General features: G+C 70.9%; 13 protein-coding genes. 2 read left to right on the forward strand and 11 right to left on the reverse strand.

The window, feature by feature from the left end; all coding sequences use genetic code 11:
- Positions 1–66: 66 nt before the first annotated feature.
- A complete protein-coding gene (locus ACILR4_RS01195) occupies positions 67–2,313 on the reverse strand; it encodes a putative bifunctional diguanylate cyclase/phosphodiesterase (RefSeq protein WP_395698985.1) in 2,247 nt (748 codons plus the stop codon).
- A gap of 13 nt (positions 2,314–2,326) precedes the next feature.
- Positions 2,327–2,713, reverse strand: coding sequence for an Hpt domain-containing protein (locus tag ACILR4_RS01200; protein ID WP_395698986.1), 387 nt, complete (start codon positions 2,711–2,713; stop codon positions 2,327–2,329).
- A gap of 348 nt (positions 2,714–3,061) precedes the next feature.
- Here ACILR4_RS01200 and ACILR4_RS01205 point away from each other — a divergent pair, with 348 nt between their 5' ends.
- Positions 3,062–4,669, forward strand: coding sequence for an ATP-binding protein (locus ACILR4_RS01205; RefSeq protein ID WP_395698987.1), 1,608 nt, complete (start codon positions 3,062–3,064; stop codon positions 4,667–4,669).
- Positions 4,670–4,672: 3 nt separating this feature from the next.
- Here ACILR4_RS01205 and ACILR4_RS01210 read toward each other — a convergent pair whose 3' ends face one another.
- From ACILR4_RS01210 to ACILR4_RS01220, 3 genes are all read right to left on the reverse strand, one after another.
- On the reverse strand, positions 4,673–5,290 hold the full coding sequence (locus ACILR4_RS01210) for a response regulator (protein WP_395698988.1): 618 nt from the start codon (positions 5,288–5,290) through the stop codon (positions 4,673–4,675).
- Positions 5,291–5,350: 60 nt separating this feature from the next.
- Positions 5,351–8,956 (reverse strand): PAS domain S-box protein, encoded by a 3,606-nt coding sequence (locus ACILR4_RS01215; protein WP_395698989.1) that lies wholly within the window; start codon positions 8,954–8,956, stop codon positions 5,351–5,353.
- A 74-nt stretch (positions 8,957–9,030) separates the two neighbouring features.
- Positions 9,031–10,083: a PEP-CTERM sorting domain-containing protein gene (locus ACILR4_RS01220; protein WP_395698990.1), complete on the reverse strand. Its 1,053-nt coding sequence runs from the start codon at positions 10,081–10,083 to the stop codon at positions 9,031–9,033.
- 109 nt (positions 10,084–10,192) lie between these two features.
- On the opposite strand from ACILR4_RS01220, the gene ACILR4_RS01225 reads away from it, so the two are divergent.
- Positions 10,193–10,678: a CAP domain-containing protein gene (locus ACILR4_RS01225; protein WP_395698991.1), complete on the forward strand. Its 486-nt coding sequence runs from the start codon at positions 10,193–10,195 to the stop codon at positions 10,676–10,678.
- Between the two features lie 22 nt (positions 10,679–10,700).
- Here ACILR4_RS01225 and ACILR4_RS01230 read toward each other — a convergent pair whose 3' ends face one another.
- The 6 genes from ACILR4_RS01230 to ACILR4_RS01255 are packed head-to-tail and all read right to left on the reverse strand — an operon-like array spanning position 10,701 to position 17,766.
- On the reverse strand, positions 10,701–11,891 hold the full coding sequence (locus tag ACILR4_RS01230) for an EAL and HDOD domain-containing protein (RefSeq protein ID WP_395698992.1): 1,191 nt from the start codon (positions 11,889–11,891) through the stop codon (positions 10,701–10,703).
- Positions 11,892–11,925: 34 nt separating this feature from the next.
- Complete coding sequence (gene flgL, locus ACILR4_RS01235) at positions 11,926–13,113, reverse strand: flagellar hook-associated protein FlgL (protein ID WP_395698993.1); 1,188 nt, start codon at positions 13,111–13,113, stop codon at positions 11,926–11,928.
- 23 nt (positions 13,114–13,136) lie between these two features.
- Positions 13,137–15,032 (reverse strand): flagellar hook-associated protein FlgK, encoded by a 1,896-nt coding sequence (gene flgK, locus ACILR4_RS01240; protein WP_395698994.1) that lies wholly within the window; start codon positions 15,030–15,032, stop codon positions 13,137–13,139.
- Positions 15,033–15,045: 13 nt separating this feature from the next.
- Positions 15,046–15,909: a flagellar assembly peptidoglycan hydrolase FlgJ gene (gene flgJ / locus ACILR4_RS01245; RefSeq protein ID WP_395698995.1), complete on the reverse strand. Its 864-nt coding sequence runs from the start codon at positions 15,907–15,909 to the stop codon at positions 15,046–15,048.
- 22 nt (positions 15,910–15,931) lie between these two features.
- Positions 15,932–17,059 (reverse strand): flagellar basal body P-ring protein FlgI, encoded by a 1,128-nt coding sequence (locus ACILR4_RS01250; protein ID WP_395698996.1) that lies wholly within the window; start codon positions 17,057–17,059, stop codon positions 15,932–15,934.
- A gap of 8 nt (positions 17,060–17,067) precedes the next feature.
- Positions 17,068–17,766 carry a flagellar basal body L-ring protein FlgH gene (locus ACILR4_RS01255; protein ID WP_395698997.1) on the reverse strand — a complete coding sequence of 233 codons (699 nt, stop codon included), beginning with the start codon at positions 17,764–17,766 and terminating at the stop codon, positions 17,068–17,070.
- Position 17,767 lies beyond the last annotated feature (1 nt).

A 17,767-nucleotide genomic window follows, 5' to 3' on the forward strand; every position in this document is an offset into this window, starting at 1 on the left:
CGGGTTGCCCGGTTGGGTTTGGTCAGCCCCTCGGGGGCGGCCGCCAGGCGGCCGGGGTCGTCATGATCAGGGGCGGAGACCCGCCGAACGGGCCGGGTCCGGCGCGCGATCGCCGCCTGCCTGCGCGATCCAGGGCGCCTTGCGCGGCAGCACGGTCTGCTGCAGCCACTTCTCGATGTCGTCGGGCGGGATCGGGCGGCTGAACAGGAAGCCCTGCATCACGCCGCAGCCCAGGCGGTGCAGCACTTCCATCTGGCGCAGGTTCTCCACGCCCTCGGCGATAACGCGCAAACCGAGCGACCGCGCCAGCGCGATGATCGCGGTGACCACGGCCGAGCTCTGCGGCGTGATGCCCAGCTCGCGCACGAAGCTGCGGTCGATCTTCAGCTCCGAGATCGGCAGGGTCGTCAGGTAGGCGAGCGACGAGTAGCCGGTGCCGAAGTCGTCGATCGAGATCTCGACGCCGATCTCGTTCAGCCGGTGCAGCGCCGGAATCACGTTCTGCAGGTCCTTCATCAGGCCCGTCTCGGTGATCTCGAGCTGGATCGAACGGTGCGGCACGCCGTAGGTCGACACCGACTGGTGGATGTGCTCGACCAGGTCCGAGCGCTCGAACAGCCGGTTCGGCAGGTTCACCGCAATGGAATCGGCGAAGCCGAAGCTCACGCCCCAGGCCTTGGCCTGGCGCGCCGCCTCGCGCAGCGCCCATTCCGAGAGCGGCACGATCAGCCCGGTTTCCTCGGCCAGCGGGATGAAGTCGCCCGGCGGCACCAGCGTGTTGCCGCGCTGCCAGCGCATCAGCGCCTCGGCGCCGACCATGCGCGCCGAGCGCACGTCGATCTTCGGCTGGTAGTGCAGCACCAGCTCGTTGCGCTCGATGGCCTTGTGCAGCGCGCTTTCCAGCTCCAGCTTCTCGCGACCACGGCCGGCCAGCTGCGGGCTGTAGATCGCCGACGAGTTGCGCCCGGCCGACTTCACCGAGTACATCGCGACGTCGGAGTTGCGCATCATGTCGGCCACCGAGAGGCCGTCGCGCGGATAGATCGCGATGCCGACCGACGCGGTGACGAAGCATTCCTGGCCGCCGACGAAGATCGGCTCGCGCATCGCATCGAGGATGCGCTGCGACACGCGCTCGGCATCGCTCTCGTCGACCACCTCGGGCAGCAGCGCGATGAACTCGTCGCCGCCCAGGCGGCCGACCGCTTCCAGCGTGCGGTGCGAACGCGAGCCCACCGATTCGAGCGCGCCTTCCATCACCTGGTCGGAATGGCGCACGCAGCCGCGCAGGCGGCGCGCCACTTCGACCAGCAGTTCGTCGCCGGCGGCATGGCCGAGCGTGTCGTTGATGACCTTGAAGCGGTCGAGGTCGATCAGCAGCAGCGCGGCCTGGTGGCCCAGGCGCCGCGCATGGTCCAGTGCGCGCTCGGTGCGCCAGATCAGCTGGCGGCGGTTCGGCAGGCCGGTGAGCGCGTCGAAGTTGGCCAGGTGGCGGATGCGGTCTTCGGCGACGCGGCGGTCGGTCACGTCCTGCACGATGCCGGTGTAGCCGACCGAATGGCCATGCTCGTTGAACTCGGGCTCGGCCTCGACGTGCACGATGCGCTGGCGCCCGTCCAGCAAGGTGACCGGCACGTCGATCGCCAGCACCGACGCGTAGGTCAGCACCTCGTGCAGCACGCGCGCCATGCCGCGGCGCTCGGGCGCCGGCACCATGCGCAGCAGGCGCCGCAGCGACACGCGCTCGTTGGGCATGAAGCCGAACACGCGCAGGCCCTCGGGCGCCAGCACCAGCCCGCCCGGCGAGCTGCCGCTCGGGCGCCGCCAGTCGAAGCTGCCCATGCGTGCCAGGTCCTGCGCGCGCGCCAGCTTGGTCTTGCTGCGCTCGAGCTCCTGCCGCGTGCGCGAGCTGCGCAGCAGGTAGCGCAGCCGGCCGGCCAGCAGGCTCCATTGGGTGGACTTGACGAAGAAGTCCGTCGCGCCGGCCTGGTAGGCGCGGGTGATGGAAGCGTCGTCGTCCAGGCCGGTCAGCATCAACACCGGCATGTTCTCGAAGCCGGCGAAGGTGCGCAGCTCGCGGCAGGTGTCGAAACCATCGAGCCCGGGCATCATCGCGTCGAGCACGATGATGTCGGGCGTCCAGTCGGTCAGCAGCGCGAGTGCGCGTTCGCCGCTGCCGGCCTCGGTGATCTCGAAGCCGCGTTCGCGCAGCGCGACGGCGGTCAACATCAGGTTGACCTCGTCGTCGTCGACCAGCAGCACCTTCGGCCGCTCTGGCGAGTCGTCAGTGTCGAAGGCGTGCGGCAGGATCATGAAGTCGGTGGGCTCAGGCAGACAGCATCGCTTGCACGGCCAAGGCCACGCGCCGGGCTTCGGACTGCAGGCTGTCCACGATGGTGGGCAGCGCATCGAGCTGCCCTTCGCGGATGGTTTGCTCGGCCGTCGCGCACAGACGCGAAAGATCCAGCGCACCAATGCTTGCCGACGAGGATTTTAGGGTGTGCGCCGCGAGCCTCACGGCGGCGTGGTCGGCGCGCTGGCGCCCGTCGTCGATCTGCTGCAGCAGCCGGCCCAGCGAAGCCTGGTAGGTGCTGAGCACGCGCTGCACCAGCTTGTTGGCGCCCGTGGGGTCGAGCATGGTCAGGCCCGCCAGGGCCTGGGCGTCCAGCACTGCCGGGCGGTCGGGATCGGTCTCGTGCGTGGCTTGGGTCATGGAGGGGTCACCGGGCATGGTTCGAGCGCCTGCACCCCACAGCGCCCAACACCCGGGTTCGCGCAAGCATGGTGGACCCATGGCGCCGCGTCAAGACGTAAAAGTCACCGCTGCGGCCAAAGCCTTGCGGCGTGTCGCTCGATTCCCACCCGTGTGCCTGCTTGTCCATGGTGTCAGGGCCTGGGCTACGCCGCGCTGTCGGCTGCCCGCCCGTGTTGGCATTCGTTCACGCTGTTTCGGACATCACCGCCACAACTTGAGTCCGCCAGCGCGGGAATCCACCCGTTCGGCGCAGCCCGCCACGGTCGCCCGGGGCGAACACAGGCGCTGCCTACAATGCCCGCCACCATGCCGCGCGACCGCGAAGCCAGGACCCTGTCTGCCCGCCTCAGCGACGCCGCGTTGCCGTTGGTGCTGGTTGCCGCTGCGGTGGTGGCCGCGCTGCTGGCCAGCCAGCGCGAAGGTGGCGGCGCGCTGGCCGCGCTGGCCCTGCTGCTCACCGCCGCGGCCTGCGTGCTGGCCGGTGCGTTGTGGGCCCGGCAACGCCAGCAGGCCCGCTTGCAGGAGGCTCGCCAGCAGACCCAGGCGCTGATGCAGCTGAGCGAAGCCTGGGTCTGGCAGACCGATGCCGAGCACCGACTGGTGCGCTTCCAGCCGCCGGCCGCGGCCCCGGCGTCGTCGTGGGCTGTCGGCTCCTTCAGCGGACAGCTGATCTGGGAGCGCTTCCAGCAACCCGATGCCAGCTTGCAGGCGCGCATGGAAGCGCAGGCCCCGCTGCCGGAGCTGCCGCTGTGGCAGCAGACCCCCGGCAACGGCCAGCGCCGCTGGCGCCTGCGCGGCCAGCCGCGTTTCGACAGCCGCGGCAACTTTGCCGGCTACATGGGCCTGGCGCGCCCGGCGGACGAGGCCGAGCAGGTCCTGGTGGAGCGCGAAGCCTTCGGCGCGCTGCTGCGCGAAGGACCGGTGGCGCTGTGCCTGGCGGCATCCGGCGCCGATGGCCAGCTGCAGCTGCAGCGCCTGAACCCGGCCGCACGCCGCGTGCTTGCGCTGGACGACGGCCCGGTGACCGGTCTGAGCTGGGGCCAGGCCCTGGCCGGCCTGCCGGAGGGTCTGCGCCAGCGCGTGCTGGCCCTGCAACCCGGGCAGAGCGCCGAGCACGACGGCTGGACCGCCTGGCTGGTGGCGGTGGGCGCCGAGCGCGGCGGCGAGCGCGACGGCGGAGCGGCCGCCGGCGGCCGCCTGCTGGCGCTGGTGCCGCGCGACAGCGACGGCAGCGCGCAGTCGCTGGCGGCCGAGCATGCGTCGTTCAGCTACACCGTCTCGCACGACCTGCGTGCGCCCATCCGCGTCGTCGAAGGCTTTGCCCGCATCCTGAAGGAGGACTACGGCAAGGCGCTGGACCGCATCGGCAACGACCACCTCGACCGCGTGCTCAGCGCCGCCGCGCGCATGAACAGCATGATCGACGCGCTGCTGTCGCTGTCGCAGCTGTCGACACAGCCCTTGCAGCGCCAGCCGGTCAACCTGTCGCAGCTGGCGCAGTTCGTCGTCGACGACCTGCGCCGCGCCAGCCCCGAGCGCGAGGCCGAGATCCGCATCACCCCGGGGATGACGACGCAAGGCGACCCGACCCTGCTGCGCATGGCGCTGGAGAACCTGCTGGGCAATGCGTGGAAGTATTCGAGCAAGTCGCCACGCGCCGAGATCACGTTCGAGCCCGCCGAGTTGCCCGGCCGCAAGGCCTATGTGGTGCGCGACAACGGCGCCGGCTTCGACATGCGGTTTGCCGACCGCCTGTTCGGCGTGTTCCAGCGCCTGCATTCGAGCGGTGACTTCCAGGGCACCGGCGTCGGCCTGGCCTCGGTGCGCCGCATCATCCGCCGCCATGGGGGCGAGATCTGGGCCGAGAGCGAAGTCGGGCAAGGCGCCCGCTTCTACTTCACCTTGAAGGGCTGAACCTCACAGCTGGCCCGGGCGGGCCAGCAACTCCACCGCCTCGATCAGGCGCTCGGCCTGGTCTTCGAGCGTGCGGCCTTCGTCCAGCGCCAGCTTCTGCAGGCGCTGCAGCGCCTCGGTGCGCTGCAGCGAGTAGCGGTGCATCAGCACACCCACCGCCATCGGCACCGTGTCGGCCAGCGGGGCGGCTGGCTGCGGCAGCGGCGCGGGCTCTGCCACGGGGCCGGCGACCGGACGCTCCATCGTGCGCGTCGGCAGGTTCGCGAACGCGGCCTCGACGGTGGGCACGATCTGGCCGATGTCCAGCGGCTTCACGAGGTAGGCCACCGCGCCCAGCGCGCGCACCTGCTGCACCGTCTCGTCGTCGGCAAAGGCCGACAGGAACATGAACGGCGTGTGCAGGTACTCGCGCAGGTAGGCCGCGACATCGAAGCCGCTCTTGCCTTCCATGCGGATGTCCAGCAGCGCCAGGTCGGGCTTGTGCTCGCGCGCCAGCAGGATGGCGTCGTCGCCGTTGTCCGCGTCGATCACCTCGTAGCCGGCCTGCGCCAGGCCGTGGGTCACGGTGGCCAGCACCAGCCGGTCGTCGTCCACCACCAGGATCTTGCCCTTGTCGGCCATCGAGTCGTCTTCCGTGAAACTGCCGGCCGGATTGTCACCGATGCCCCGGTGGCAAGGGGTTCACAAGGGTTCCAGCAGCGCGATGCTGGGCGGCACCAGCACGACGCTGGCCTGCACCTCGCGCCCCACCTGCAGCAGCGACAGCGTGGCCGTTCGCCGCGGCAGCAGCGCGCGCACCAGCCCCAGGCCCGAGACGCCCGGCGGCACCTGCGCCAGGCTGAAGCCGCTGCGCAGCTGGCCCTGGTTGGCCACGGTGATGCCGACACTGCCCTCCTCGCAACGCAGCACGCAGCGCACCGGCCCGCCGGCGCCATGCTTGATGGCATTGGTCAGCAGCTCGTTGACGGTCAGCGCGATCGGGATCGACTCGGCCTCCGGCAGCGCGAAGCGGTGCGGCGGCTGGCCTTCGGTCTCGACCGTGATCGGCCGGCCGAAGGTGCGCTGCACCGAGGCGGTGATGGCTTCGAGCAGCGGCTTGATGCGCAGCGGCCCCGAGATGCCCACCTGCAGCCCGTGCACCTGCGCGATCGCCTGCACCTGGCCCACCGCTTCGCTGATCAGCGTGGCCACCTCGGGGCGGCGCGCCGCCGTCTGCTGCAGCAGGCCGGCCACGCCCTGCAGGTTGTTCTTGATGCGGTGGTGCACTTCCTTCACCAGCATCTCGCGCTGCGACACCGCGGCCTCGAAGCGCGCCTGCTCGGCCGCGCGCTGCTCGGTCACGTCGCTGGCCACCAGCAGCAGTTGCGGCTCGCCGGTGGATTCGAGGCTGACGATGCGCATGTCCCACACCCGGCGCTCGCCGGCGCCATCGTGGCGATGCTGCTCGCGCCGCAGCACCTCGGTCTGCGCCTGCGCCTGTGCGAGTTCGTGGCGCAGCGCCTGCGCCTCGGCGGCCGGGAACCACTCTTCCGGCGCGCGGCCCAGCACGGCCTCGACCGGCTTGCCGAAGAACATCGCCGCCATGTGGTTCAGGCGCAGCACGCGGCCCGAGCCGGCATCGAACAGCGCGATGGCCAGCGGCGCGGTCTCGATGATGCGCTGCAGCGACGCCTGCGCCTGCGCGATGCTGATCTCGGCCTGGCGGCGGCGTTCGATGTCCAGCAGCGCGAAGGTGATCTGCATGCCGGTGGATTCGCGGCCGGTCACCACCGCGTTGCCGACGACCCAGAACTCGCGCCCGTCGCGCCCGCGCAGGCGGCACTCGAAGGTCTCGGCCTGGCCCTCCTCGAGAGACTTCAGGTAGTGGGTCGCGCGCAGCGGATGCTCGGGCTCGGCGGTGGCGACGATGGAGATCGGCTCGCCGACGAAATCGGCCAGCTCGCCGCCGAACATGCGCCGGGCCGAGCGGTTCATCCACTCGATGCCGGTGTCTCCGACGGTGACGATGCCCACCAGCACCGAATCGAGGATGGCGCGCGTGCGCTCGGCCTGCAACTGCACGGCCTCGCGTGCGCGGCGGCGCTCGTCGATGTCGACGTACGAGCAGATCAGCCCCGCCTCGGGCACGCGATCGTCGACGCTGCGCTTGCTGGCCTGCACCCAGGTCAGTCGGCCGTCGCGCCGGCGCATGCGGTACTCGCCACGCCACTGGCCGGCACGCCGCAGCGCGCCCTCCTGCTGTGCCTTCAGGCTCTCGAAAACGTCGTCGCTCTCGAAGAGCCGGTACAGCGGCAGCTGCGCCAGCGCTTCCACCGTGTAGCCGGTGAGCAGCGCCATCGCCTCGTTCGCGCGCTCGATGCGGCCGCCGCGCACGTAGGCGATGCCGACATCGGACAGGCTGAACATCAGCTCGCGCTCGCGGCCCAGTGCCTCGACCTCGGCCTGCTGCTGCTTGAGCCGCGTGATGTCGGTCAGCACCGCCACCGCTTCGGCCTCGCCGTCGGTCCCGGACGCGGCGCCCGGCGCGCGCGAGACCGACAGCGCGAACCAGGCCGCGCGATGCTGGAACTCGCTCTCGAAGCGGCCGTCCTCGGCCAGTGCCTGGCGCAACAGTGCCTGCACCGCCGGCTGGTCGGCGAACACGTCGTCGATCGAGGCACCGGCGCTGTGGCCTTCGGGCCGCTCGAGCATCAGCTCGAAGCGGCGGTTGCAGCGCACCAGGCGCTCGCCGCGCAGGTAGGCAATGCCGGCGGTGGTGCCGTCGAGGATGGTGGAGAGCTCGCGCAGCAGTTGTTCGCTGCGGCGGTGCGCCTCCTCCTGCTCGGTGATGTCCAGCGTGACCACCGACAGGGTGCTGCGGCCACCGGCCAGCTCGCCGGGCTCGACCCGGGTCAGCAGCCAGCGCGTGCCCATGTCGGGCAGGTGCACCGCATAGCGCACCTGGGCGCGCTGGCCTTCGCGCAGCGCGCGCTGCAGGCGCTCGAATTCGTCCATCGACGCGGCATCGACCTGGTCGCGGCCGATCGACTGCAGCGCGGCCTGCGAGCCCGACGCCGCCGAGCTGCCGGTGCGCGGCGCGGCGCGGCTCTTGAGCCAGCCACGCGAGGCCTCGTAGGTCGCGACGCCGACGCCGGCCGTGTCCATCAGCGCACCGATCTCCAGTTGCGCCAGGTCGCGCTCGTCCTCGAGGCTGCGGTCTTCCACCACCGCCATCACGCGCACCTCGCCGGTGTCGGTGCGGAAGGCGCGCAGGCGCGAGCGCAGGCGCAGCCGCCGTCCATCGGGCAGGCTGAGGCTGCCGCGTACTTCGAGTGCAGGGGCATCGGCCCGCAAGGCCGGGTGCGGACGGTCGCCCTCCCAGGCCAGCAGCTGGCACAGCTCGGCCGGGGCATCGCGCAGCATCACCGGCGCCGCGCCGACCAGCGACTCGAAGGCCGCATTGCTGCGCACGATCAGGCCGGTGGGGTCGTACACCAGCATGCCGATCGGGCTCAGGTCGAACCAGTGCTCCAGTTCGTAGACGCTGCGATCGGCCTGCTCGCGCGCGCTGTACTCGGGCGTCACGTCATGCAGGATGGCCAGCAGCAGCGGCTCGCCATCGTCCGCACTGACCCAGCGTGGCGCAAAGCGGAAGTGGCGCTCGCGGCCCTGGGCGTCGGTGAGCCGACGGTCGAGGCGGAAGTCGGGTTGCCGGCCCTCGCGCAGCGCCGCCGTCATCTGCTGGCGCGTCTCGCGCATCGCGGCGTGGTCTTCCGGCGGGGTGAATTCCAGCGGGTCATGGCCGAGCACCTGGTTCGGCAGGCGGCCGAAGGCCTCGCAGTAGGCGCGGTTGGCGGCGACGATGCGGAAGTCGGCCGACTGCACCGTCATCGGCTGCGGCGCGTCCCACAGCAGCCGGACGATCTCGCTGGTGGCCCGCGATGGCGGCGGCGGCTCCTGCGCTGCCGCGGGACCGGGCCGTGCGCGCAGCATGCGCCCGCCGCCGGGCACCACCGACATCACCAGCAGCAGCGGCCGCCCATCGGACAGGCGGGCCTGCCAATGCCCTTCGCCGGCCACCGCCGAGAGGGCGGCGATCAGCCCGGCACGCTCGGGCTCGGCCACCTGCGACAGCGCGGGCAGCGCATCCTGCCCCGCTTCGCAGCCGAGCATGCGCACCGCGCTGTGGTTGCACCAGCTGACGCGGCGCCGGTTGTCGAACAGGATGATCGGGTCATCGATGCTGTCCAGCAGCGCAGCCAGCTGCGCGTGCGAGGGCATCGCCTGGGGACGGGACAGGACCGACATCGGCCCAGTTTAAGCGGCCGACTTCTCGCGCTGATGTCCAGACCTTGAAACCGGCGGGCCTTCGGGCCCGGCGGTCAACGACGGCCGATCGGCGGCAGCCGCTGCGGGCGGCGACGCAGGCGCCAGCCCAGCGCCAGCAAGGCTGCCAGCACGCAGGCCAGCGTGCCGGGCTCGGGCACGGCATGGGCCGGATCGTCCGGGTCGGCCGCCATCAGGCGCAGCAGCGCCGGGCCGCCATGCGCGGTCTCGGCCAGCACCGGCAGCGGCACGCGCTTGCGGTTGCGCTCCAGGCGGGCACCCAGCACCGAGACATTGCCGCACACATCGGGCACCATCACCGAGTAGAGGTTGCCGCGCTTGTCGGCCGCCTCGTACAGGCTGGCCCGCTCGACATGGCCGGCCTTGAAGTTCACGCGCGTGTTCACGCACAAGGTCTTGCCGTAGGTCATGGCCACGTTGCGCGGCTCGAACTCGCGCTCGTCCTTGTGCGTGCGGATGCCGGCATTGGTGATCTCGAGCCGGTCGTCGAGCTGGCCGGCCCGCACCTTCATCGCGATGCGCTGGACCACCTCGGGCGGCAGCTTCGCGGTGACCAGGGCCTGGTCCACCGTGCCGCGGTACGGATTGGTGCCCGGGCGACCCCAGGCACAGCCCTGGCGCAGCGCCAGCCGTTCGATCTCCGCCGGCGCGCCGTCCTCGGCCTTCAGCAGCGGATGCTGCGGGTTCATCGCCACGCCTTCATGGTGCTCGCCGGGCGCCAGGAACTTGCCGCCCGCATGCGGCGCGGGCTCGGCATGCGGCAGCAGCTGCCACATCGCGGCGCTGGCGAGCACGGCGCCCGCCAAGCCGGCCAGCGCCAGCGGCAGGGCCGGGCGCACGGCCTTGAACCATTCACGCGCCCGGTTCGGTTTCGCGGCCTCGGCCACCGCCTCGAGCGTGCGCTGCGAGGTCGGCTGGCGCGGCAGCAGGCCCTGCCAGCCACAGCTGGCGCTGGTGCAGGCGTAGCGCCGCATCTGCGTGGCATAGCGCCCGGCATGATCGGCCTCGGTGCGGGGCACGCGGCGAATCTCCTCGCCACAGGCGGGGCAGTTGCTGCGGCGGTCGCGCGAGTCGTAGGCGTCTTCCATGGGCAGGGGTCGTGGCCGGTAGTGGCCCGGGTACAAATGCACGGGCCTCAACGACTTATCGGCCAAAGCCGCACAAGGTTGAGACCGGCTGCGCCACACTGGCGGGCCCATGACACAGCACCGCACCAGCCCCCTCGTCGTCCGCAGTCCCGTCCGCCGTGTCGTCCGCCGTGTCGTCCGCCGCCTCGGCGCACTGCTGCTGGCCGCCGCGCTGGCACCGGCCGTGCAGGCCGGCGCGGACGCGGCCTACGCCGATCGCGTGTTCGCGGCGATCAATGGCTACCGGCAGAGCCAGGGCCTGGAGCCGCTGCGGGTTTCGGCGGCCCTGACGGCGCTGGCGGCCGAGCACAGCGCCGCCATGGCCGGCCAGCACCGACCCAGCCACGACGGCTTCGCCGGCCGGGTCGAGCGCACCAGCAGCTCGCTGTGCGTCGAGAACGTCGCGCACAACTTCCAGGTGCCGGAGACGGTGATCAACGGCTGGCGCCGTGTGTCCACGCACCACCGCAACCTGCTGGAGCCGCGCGTGGCCTTCGCCGGTGTGGCGATGAACGACCGCTACGTGACCTTCTTCGCCTGCGACCTGGGCGAGTGAGTCGCTGCGGCGCGCGGCGGGTTCAGTCCAGCTGCCGCGCCGCGGCCAGGGCCCGCAGCACTGCGCGGTTGACCTCGGCCACCGCCAGCAGCATGGTGTCCGCCGCGGTGCGGATGTCGTAGATCGAGGCCGATTCGATCGCCCGCACCATCTCGAGGTACGGGTAGTACGGGCCGTCGTCGTCGACCAGCGCGGCGCGCACGCCCTCCGGCACCGGGATGGTCTGCAGCAGCTCGGCGAAGGGCTGGCGCATCATGCGGTCGAGCAGCGAGAACACGCCGCAGATGAACAGCTCGCCGCGCTTCTCGGGGTCGCCGTGCTCGCGCACCAGCTCCTCCATCAGCAGGCCGCGGCGCACCGCGGCGTAGATCACCGGCTTCATGTTCACGTCGCGGCTGGCCGAGGCCAGCAGCAGCGCCAGCCAGCGCTTCAGGCGCTGGTAGCCCAGCAGCATGATGGCGTGGCGGAACGAGGTGATCTCGACCGACAGCCCGAAGGCCGGCGAGTTGATGTAGCGCATCAGCTTGAACGCCATCGTCGGGTCGTTCTTCATCACCGCTTCGAGCCGCTCGACCGGCTCCTGCCGGTCGACGCGGTTGATCAGCTCGACGATCGCCTGCAGGTCGGGCTGCGCGGACGACTTGCCGGTGTTGACGATGGCGTCGTCGATCGGCCAGCCCAGCACCGCGATCGCGCCGCGGGCGAAGGCGTCGTTCATCTGCACCAGCGTGCGCACCTCGCCCTGCACGTGCGGGATGGTGCGCGAGACGCCGCCGGGCGCCGGCGTGCCGTCGCGCCGCTCGTCCGACAGGTCGATGATCGAGTAGGCGAAGCACGGCAGCACCTCGCGCGGCAGCGGCGTCAGCGGCCGGCCCTTGATCAGCAGCGTGTTGCCGCGCTGGTGCAGCGCGATCAGCGCCTCGGTGTGGGCGATGTCGGCGGCCATGAAGGCCGGCACCTCGACCATCATGTTCAGCGGCAGCTCCATCTGCATCAGGTCCTGCAGCAGGCTTTCGCCGACGATGTTCAGCGACACGCGGCCGGCATCGGCGGGCCAGGTCTCGGCAATCGCGGCCAGCAGGTCGCCGGCCTTGGGGTTGACCTCGGGCCGGATCGGAAACACCGTGACGCGCACCGCGGTGACGCTGCGGTGGCGGTCGATCATCGGTGCGTAGCCCAGGGCCACCTGCCCCAGCACGGGATGTGAACTCATCGCTTGGCTTGTACCCTGAATCGTCTCTGGCGTATCACTTGATGTAGTCGAACAGCGACAGCTTCTGCACCATCGAATAGCTCTGCAGGGCGGCCTGGTAGCTGGTCTGCTTGTTCTGGAAGTCGGACACGGCCTGCACCATGTCCAGGTCTTCGGCATCGGACTGTACCGACTTGGCCCACAGATCGCGATCCTGGTTGCGCGTGTCGATGCTGTCGAGGCGGCTGAGCGTGGCGCCGGCCACCGAGCGGGCGGCCGAGAACTGGCTCATCACCTGGTCCACGTCGCGCACGCCGTTGCTCACCGCCTGCGCCACGGCGCCGGCATTGGCGTTCGGGTTGTTCAGCACCGCGATGGCCCTGTCCAGCGCCTCGAAGGGGTCCAGGCCCACGGTGCTGGGCTTGATCGTGAACTGGTCGCCGTCGGCGGGCTTGCCGGCGAGCTTCAGCGACATGCCGTCCACGGTGATCGTGCCGCCGTCCTGGTAGGTGCCGGTCTGCCCGGTGGGATTGACCGTGTAGCTGGTGACGCCGGCGGCGACGCTGAACGTGATGTCGTAGTTGCCGCCGGTGAGCAGCGACGGGTCCGCGATGCCGCCCGGTGCGATGTAGGCGCTGCCGGTGTTGGTGGGCGCGGCATCGGTCTCGTAGACGCCGTTGCCGCTGCGCACCGAGAGCCAGACCTGCTGGCCGTCGACCGAGGTGGGCATCTGCTCGTTGACCGACAGCTGGCCCTGGCCGCCGGTGCCGGCGAAGGTGACGCCCGAGGGCGAATCGAGGAAGGGCTGCGAGGTCGTGCCCTGGCCACCGAAGATGTAGCCGCCCGCACCGTCGGTCTGGTTGGCCACGGCCAGCAACTGGCCGCGCAGCTGCTGCAGCTGCACCGCCAGCGCCTTGCGCTCGGCCGGGCTGTAGCTGGCGTTGCCGGCGGAGATCAGGGTCTCGCGGCTGCTCTGCAGCAGGTCGGTGGCCTGGCCCAGGGAAGACTCCACCAGCGTCATCGCATTGCGGCTGACGGAGACCGCGCGCTGCTCGGCGGTGATGCGCTGCTGCGAGATGAAGGCGCGCTCGGCGCGGGCCGCGGCGGTGGGGTCGTCGCTGGGCACGTTCACGCGCTTGCCGGCGGTCATCTGCATCTGCGCCTTGCTCAGCTCGGCCTGGCGCTGCTGCAGCGTGTCCAGCGCGCTGGCGTAGCGGCTGACGTTCGAAACCCGGAAGCTCATTCAAACACTCCTCGCGCCGGGGCTCAGTGGCCGAGCTCCAGCAAGGTGTCCATCATCGTCTGCGCGGTCTGCAGCATCTTCGCGGCAGCCTGGTAGTACTGCTGGTACTGGATCAGCTTGGCGGCTTCCTCGTCGAGGTTGACGCCGGTCTCGCTGGTCAGCGCCTCGTCGGCACGCTGGGCGACGGCGGCGCTGGTCTGCGCCGCGGCGCTGGCGCCCTGCACCCGCACGCCCACCGACGACAGCGTCTCGGCATAGGCATCGGTCACCGTCTGGCCGTCGACCAGCGGGCGCCCGGACATGCCGTCGAAGGCCAGCGCATTGCCGTTGCTCGCGTTCGGGAAGGCCGTGGGCACGACCGAGATCGCGTCGCCACTGGCGGGCACGCCGTTCAGGTGCAGCTCGAAGCCGTTGTAGGCAATCGGCGAGCCGGCGGTCCAGGTGCCGGTGGCCAGCACCGCGCCGCCGCTGTCGCGCACCTCGTAGTCGCCGGTGCCGCTGGTGAAGGCGATCGTCAGGTCCTGGTACGGCGCGCTGGGCGCGGCCGTCACCACCAGCGAGCTGACCGCCGCCGAGCCGGTGTTGGCCACCGCGACCGAGGCGGTCACCGGGCTGGCCGCGGCAATGGCGCGCGGGTTGGTCAGCGCACTGGCAGCACCCATCTGCGCGGTGCTCACCGGCTTGAGCAGGAAACGATCGCCAGGGCTGGGCGCCGGGCTGCCGAAATTGAAGGTGAAGCCGTCCACCGTCGCGCCATCGGCAAGGCCGCTGAACTGCTGCCCGTCGGACAGCCGGGTCACGCGGTACTGGCCCGGGCTGGCCGGATCGTCTTCCAGCGTGTACTCGCTGGCCTTGAGCTGGCTCGCGTCGGTGATGCTCAGGCTCACCTGGCCCGGGGGCTGCGTGTTCGAGCTGGCCGGCAGGGCCACCGGGGCGCCCAGCTTGAACAGCGGCGCGCCCGCCGCGCCGGACAAGTCGATGCCGTAGGACTGCTGGTTGTTCACCGCAGTGCCCAGGCTGGCGACGAGCTGGCCCAGCCGGTTGCGCGCGTCGACCAGGTCGCTGTCCTGGAACTGCATCAGCCCGGCGATCGCGCCGCTGCCGAGCGATCGCGTCGGCAGCGCGGTGACGGAGCCGGACACCGAGATGCCCACCGCCACGCGGGCGGGGTCGAAGGCATCGGGCAGCGCCACCAGCTTGTTCGCCAGCCCGCCCAGCACCAGGCTCTGGCCACCGGCGACGAAGACGCTGGTGCTGCCGTCCGCCGCATGGATGGTCTGCACCTCGATCTTCTCGCTGATCTGGCTGATCAGCCGGTCGCGCGCGTCGATCAGGTCGTTCGGCTCGTGGCCGTTGCCCTGCGCGCCGGCGATCTTGGCGTTGAGTTCGGCCACGCCCTGCGCCATCTCGTTGACGTCCTTCACCGAGTTGCGCACGTCGCTGACGACGTTGAGCTGCATCGCCTCGAGCTGGTCGCTGTTCGAGCGCGCGAGCGAGGCGAAGTCCTCGGCGCGCGACAGCACCGCCTGGCGCGCGGACAGGTCGCCCGGCGAGCCTGCCAGGTCGGAGAAGGCGTTGAACAGCTGCGTGGCCGAGTTGCCCAGGCCCGCGCTGCCGGTGCCGAACACGCGCTCGAGCTGCTGCAGCATGCCCAGCCGCGCCGAGTCGGCCGAGGCCACTGCCTTGGTCGCCGCGGCCTGCGAGGTGAGGAACATGTTGGAGGCACGCGTCACCGTCTGCACCGTGACGCCGCGGCCGAAATAGCCCGAGCCGGTGTACTGCCCCGGCGTGGTCGTCAGCACCACCTGCTGGCGCGAATAGCCTACCGTGTTGGCATTCGCGATGTTCTGGCCGGTGGTCTGCAGTTGGGCGTAGGCCGCGAACATCGCCCGCGTGCCCAGTTGCATCAGCATCGACATGGCGTGTACTCCGTCAAGCCTGCTCGCGCTGCAGGCGCAGCGTGGTGTTGATCACGCGGGTCAGCTTCTCGGCATAGGCCGGGTCGGTGGCGTAACCGGCCTTCTGCAGGCCCTGCGCGAAGGCGCGCGCGTCGCTGCCGGCGGCGACCACGGCGTGGTAGCGCGGGCTGTCCTTCATCAGCTTGGCGTAGTCGGCAAAGGACTCGGCATGGCTGGCATAGGCGCGGAACTTCTGCACCACCTTCTGCGCACGGCCGCCGATGTACTCGGTGGTCATCACGTCCACCGTCGGGCCGCTCCAGTTGGCACCGGCCTTGATGCCGAACAGGTTGTGCGAGTTGGTGCCGTCGCGGCCGATGATTTCCTTCTTGCCCCAGCCGGTCTCGTGCGCCGACTGCGCCAGCATGAAGGCCGCCGGAATGCCGGTGGCGGCTTCGGCGGCCTGTGCGGCCTGGGTGTGCTGCTGCACGAAGCCGGCCGCGCTCTTCTCGGGGATCTTCGGCGTGCTGTTCGGGCTGCTGACGAGCGGCAGGCTGGTGTTGGCCGGCTTGGTGCTGGGAATCGGTCCCGGCGTCAGGCCCATCTGGCGCTCGAGCTGGCGCGCGATGATGTCGGCCAGGCCGCCGGGCTGGCCGCTCAGTTTGGTCGCCAGCTGCGCATCGAGCATCTCGGTGCCCATCTTGCTGGCCTCGTTGTCCATCATGCCGCTGCTCATGCTGGCCGCGCGCATGCTCTTGAGCAGCTCGTTCATGAACAGCGATTCGAACTGCTTGGCCGCCTCGCGCGCCGCGGTCTTGGGGTCCTTGGCCGCCGTCTGGCGCAGCGACTCCAGGCCCCGGGCGTCGGTGGCCAGTGCGGTGGTGGGGATGGTCGCCATGCGGTGCTGCCTGTGAACGGCGTCAGATCACTTCGAGCTCGGCCCTGAGGGCGCCTGCGCTCTTCAGGGCCTGCAGGATGGCCAGCAGGTCCTGTGGCGTCGCGCCGAGGGAATTGAGCGCCTTCACCACCTCGGCCAGCTTGGCGCCGGCGGGCAGCTGGATCAGCGAGCCGCCCTGCTGCGTGATGGCGATGTCGGTCTTCTCGGTCACCACCGTTTGCCCGGACGACAGCGCGCCGGGCTGGCTGACCACCGGCGTCGAGCTGATCGTGACGGACAGCGAGCCATGCGCCACCGCGCATTCGGCCAGCGTGACCGATTCGTTCATCACCACCGAGCCGGTGCGCGCGTTCAGCACCACGCGTGCCGCCGGCTTGGCCAGCGTCACCGGCAGGTTCTCGATGTCGGCGATGAAGCCCACCAGCTCGCCGGCGTCTGCCGGCAGCCGCACGCGGACCACGCGGCCGTCGATGGCCTGCGCGTTGCCGGCGCCCTTGGCTTCGTTGATCGCGCCGGCCACCGCGCGGGCGGTGGCGAAGTCGTTGCTGTTCAGGTCCAGCTGCAGCACGCCGCCCTGGCCCAGCGGCGTGGGCACCGCGCGTTCCACCGTCGCGCCCTCGGGCAGCCGGCCCGCGGCGAGGTGGTTGATCTGCACCTTCGAGCCGCCGGCCGCGGCACCAGCGCCGCCGACGATGATGTTGCCCTGGGCCATCGCGTAGATCTGGCCGTCGGCGCCCTTCAGCGGCGTGGCCACCAGCGTGCCGCCGCGCAGGCTCTTGGCATTGCCCACCGACGAGACGTTGACGTCGATGCGCTGGCCCGGCTGCGCGAAGGCCGGCAGCTCGGCGGTGATCAGCACCGCGGCCACGTTCTTCGGCTGCATCTGCACGCCCGGCGGCAGCGCCACGCCCATCTGCTGCAGCATCGCGGCCAGGCTCTGGGGCGTGAACGGCGCCTGGGTCGACTGGTCGCCGGTGCCGTCGAGGCCGACGACCAGGCCGTAGCCGGTGAGCTGGTTGGAGCGCACGCCCTGCACGCTGGCCAGCTCCTTGATGCGGGCGGCCTGCGCCGGCCACCACACGGCGGCGAAGGCGACGAAGAAGCCGGCGGTGATGACCCAGCGCAGCGTGCGGTCGGTGTTCAGGCGCATGGTGGTGCTCAAATCGGCATGAGGGTCAGGAAGAAGCGCGACAGCCAGCCCATCGACTGCGCCTCGGCCTGCTGGCCGCGGCCGCGCTGCTCGATGCGCACATTGGCGATCTGCGTCGAGGCCACGCTGTTGCCCGGCACGATGGCGCGCGGGTCGACCTGGCCCGAGAAGCGCAGCACGTCGACGTTGGCGTTGACGCCGATCTGCTTCTCGCCGGCAATGATCAGGTGGCCATTGGGCAGCACCTGCACCACGGTGGCGGTGATGGTGCCGGAGAAGTCGTTGCTGCTCTCGGTGACGCCCTTGCCGTCGAACTTGTTGGCATTGCTGCCGGCGGCGTTCAGGCGCGCCAGCTTGCTGACGTTCTTGACGCCCGGGAAGGCGGTGAGGCCGAAGTCGGTCTCGCCGCTCTTGTCGATGGTGCTGGTGGCCTTCTGCGTGGCCGAGACCTTCTCGGTGATCTGCACCGTCAAGGTGTCGCCCACCAGGCGCGCCCGGTAGTCCTCGACCAGCGGGCGGTAGCGGTCGGCCTGGAAGATGGCGCCGTTGGCCGCCGGGGCCGGCGCCGCCTGCGGCGCGGCGGCCACGAAGACCGGCTGCTGGGTGGGCAGCACGTCGACATGCGGCACGCGCTGCATCGACTCGCAGCCGCCGAGCAGCATGAAGCCGGCGCAGGCTGCCAGCGTGAGAGCGGAGCGGAAGGTCATG

It is taken from the genome of Aquabacterium sp. (assembly GCF_044226965.1).
In the GTDB taxonomy this organism is placed as follows: Bacteria; Pseudomonadota; Gammaproteobacteria; order Burkholderiales; family Burkholderiaceae_C; genus Pseudaquabacterium.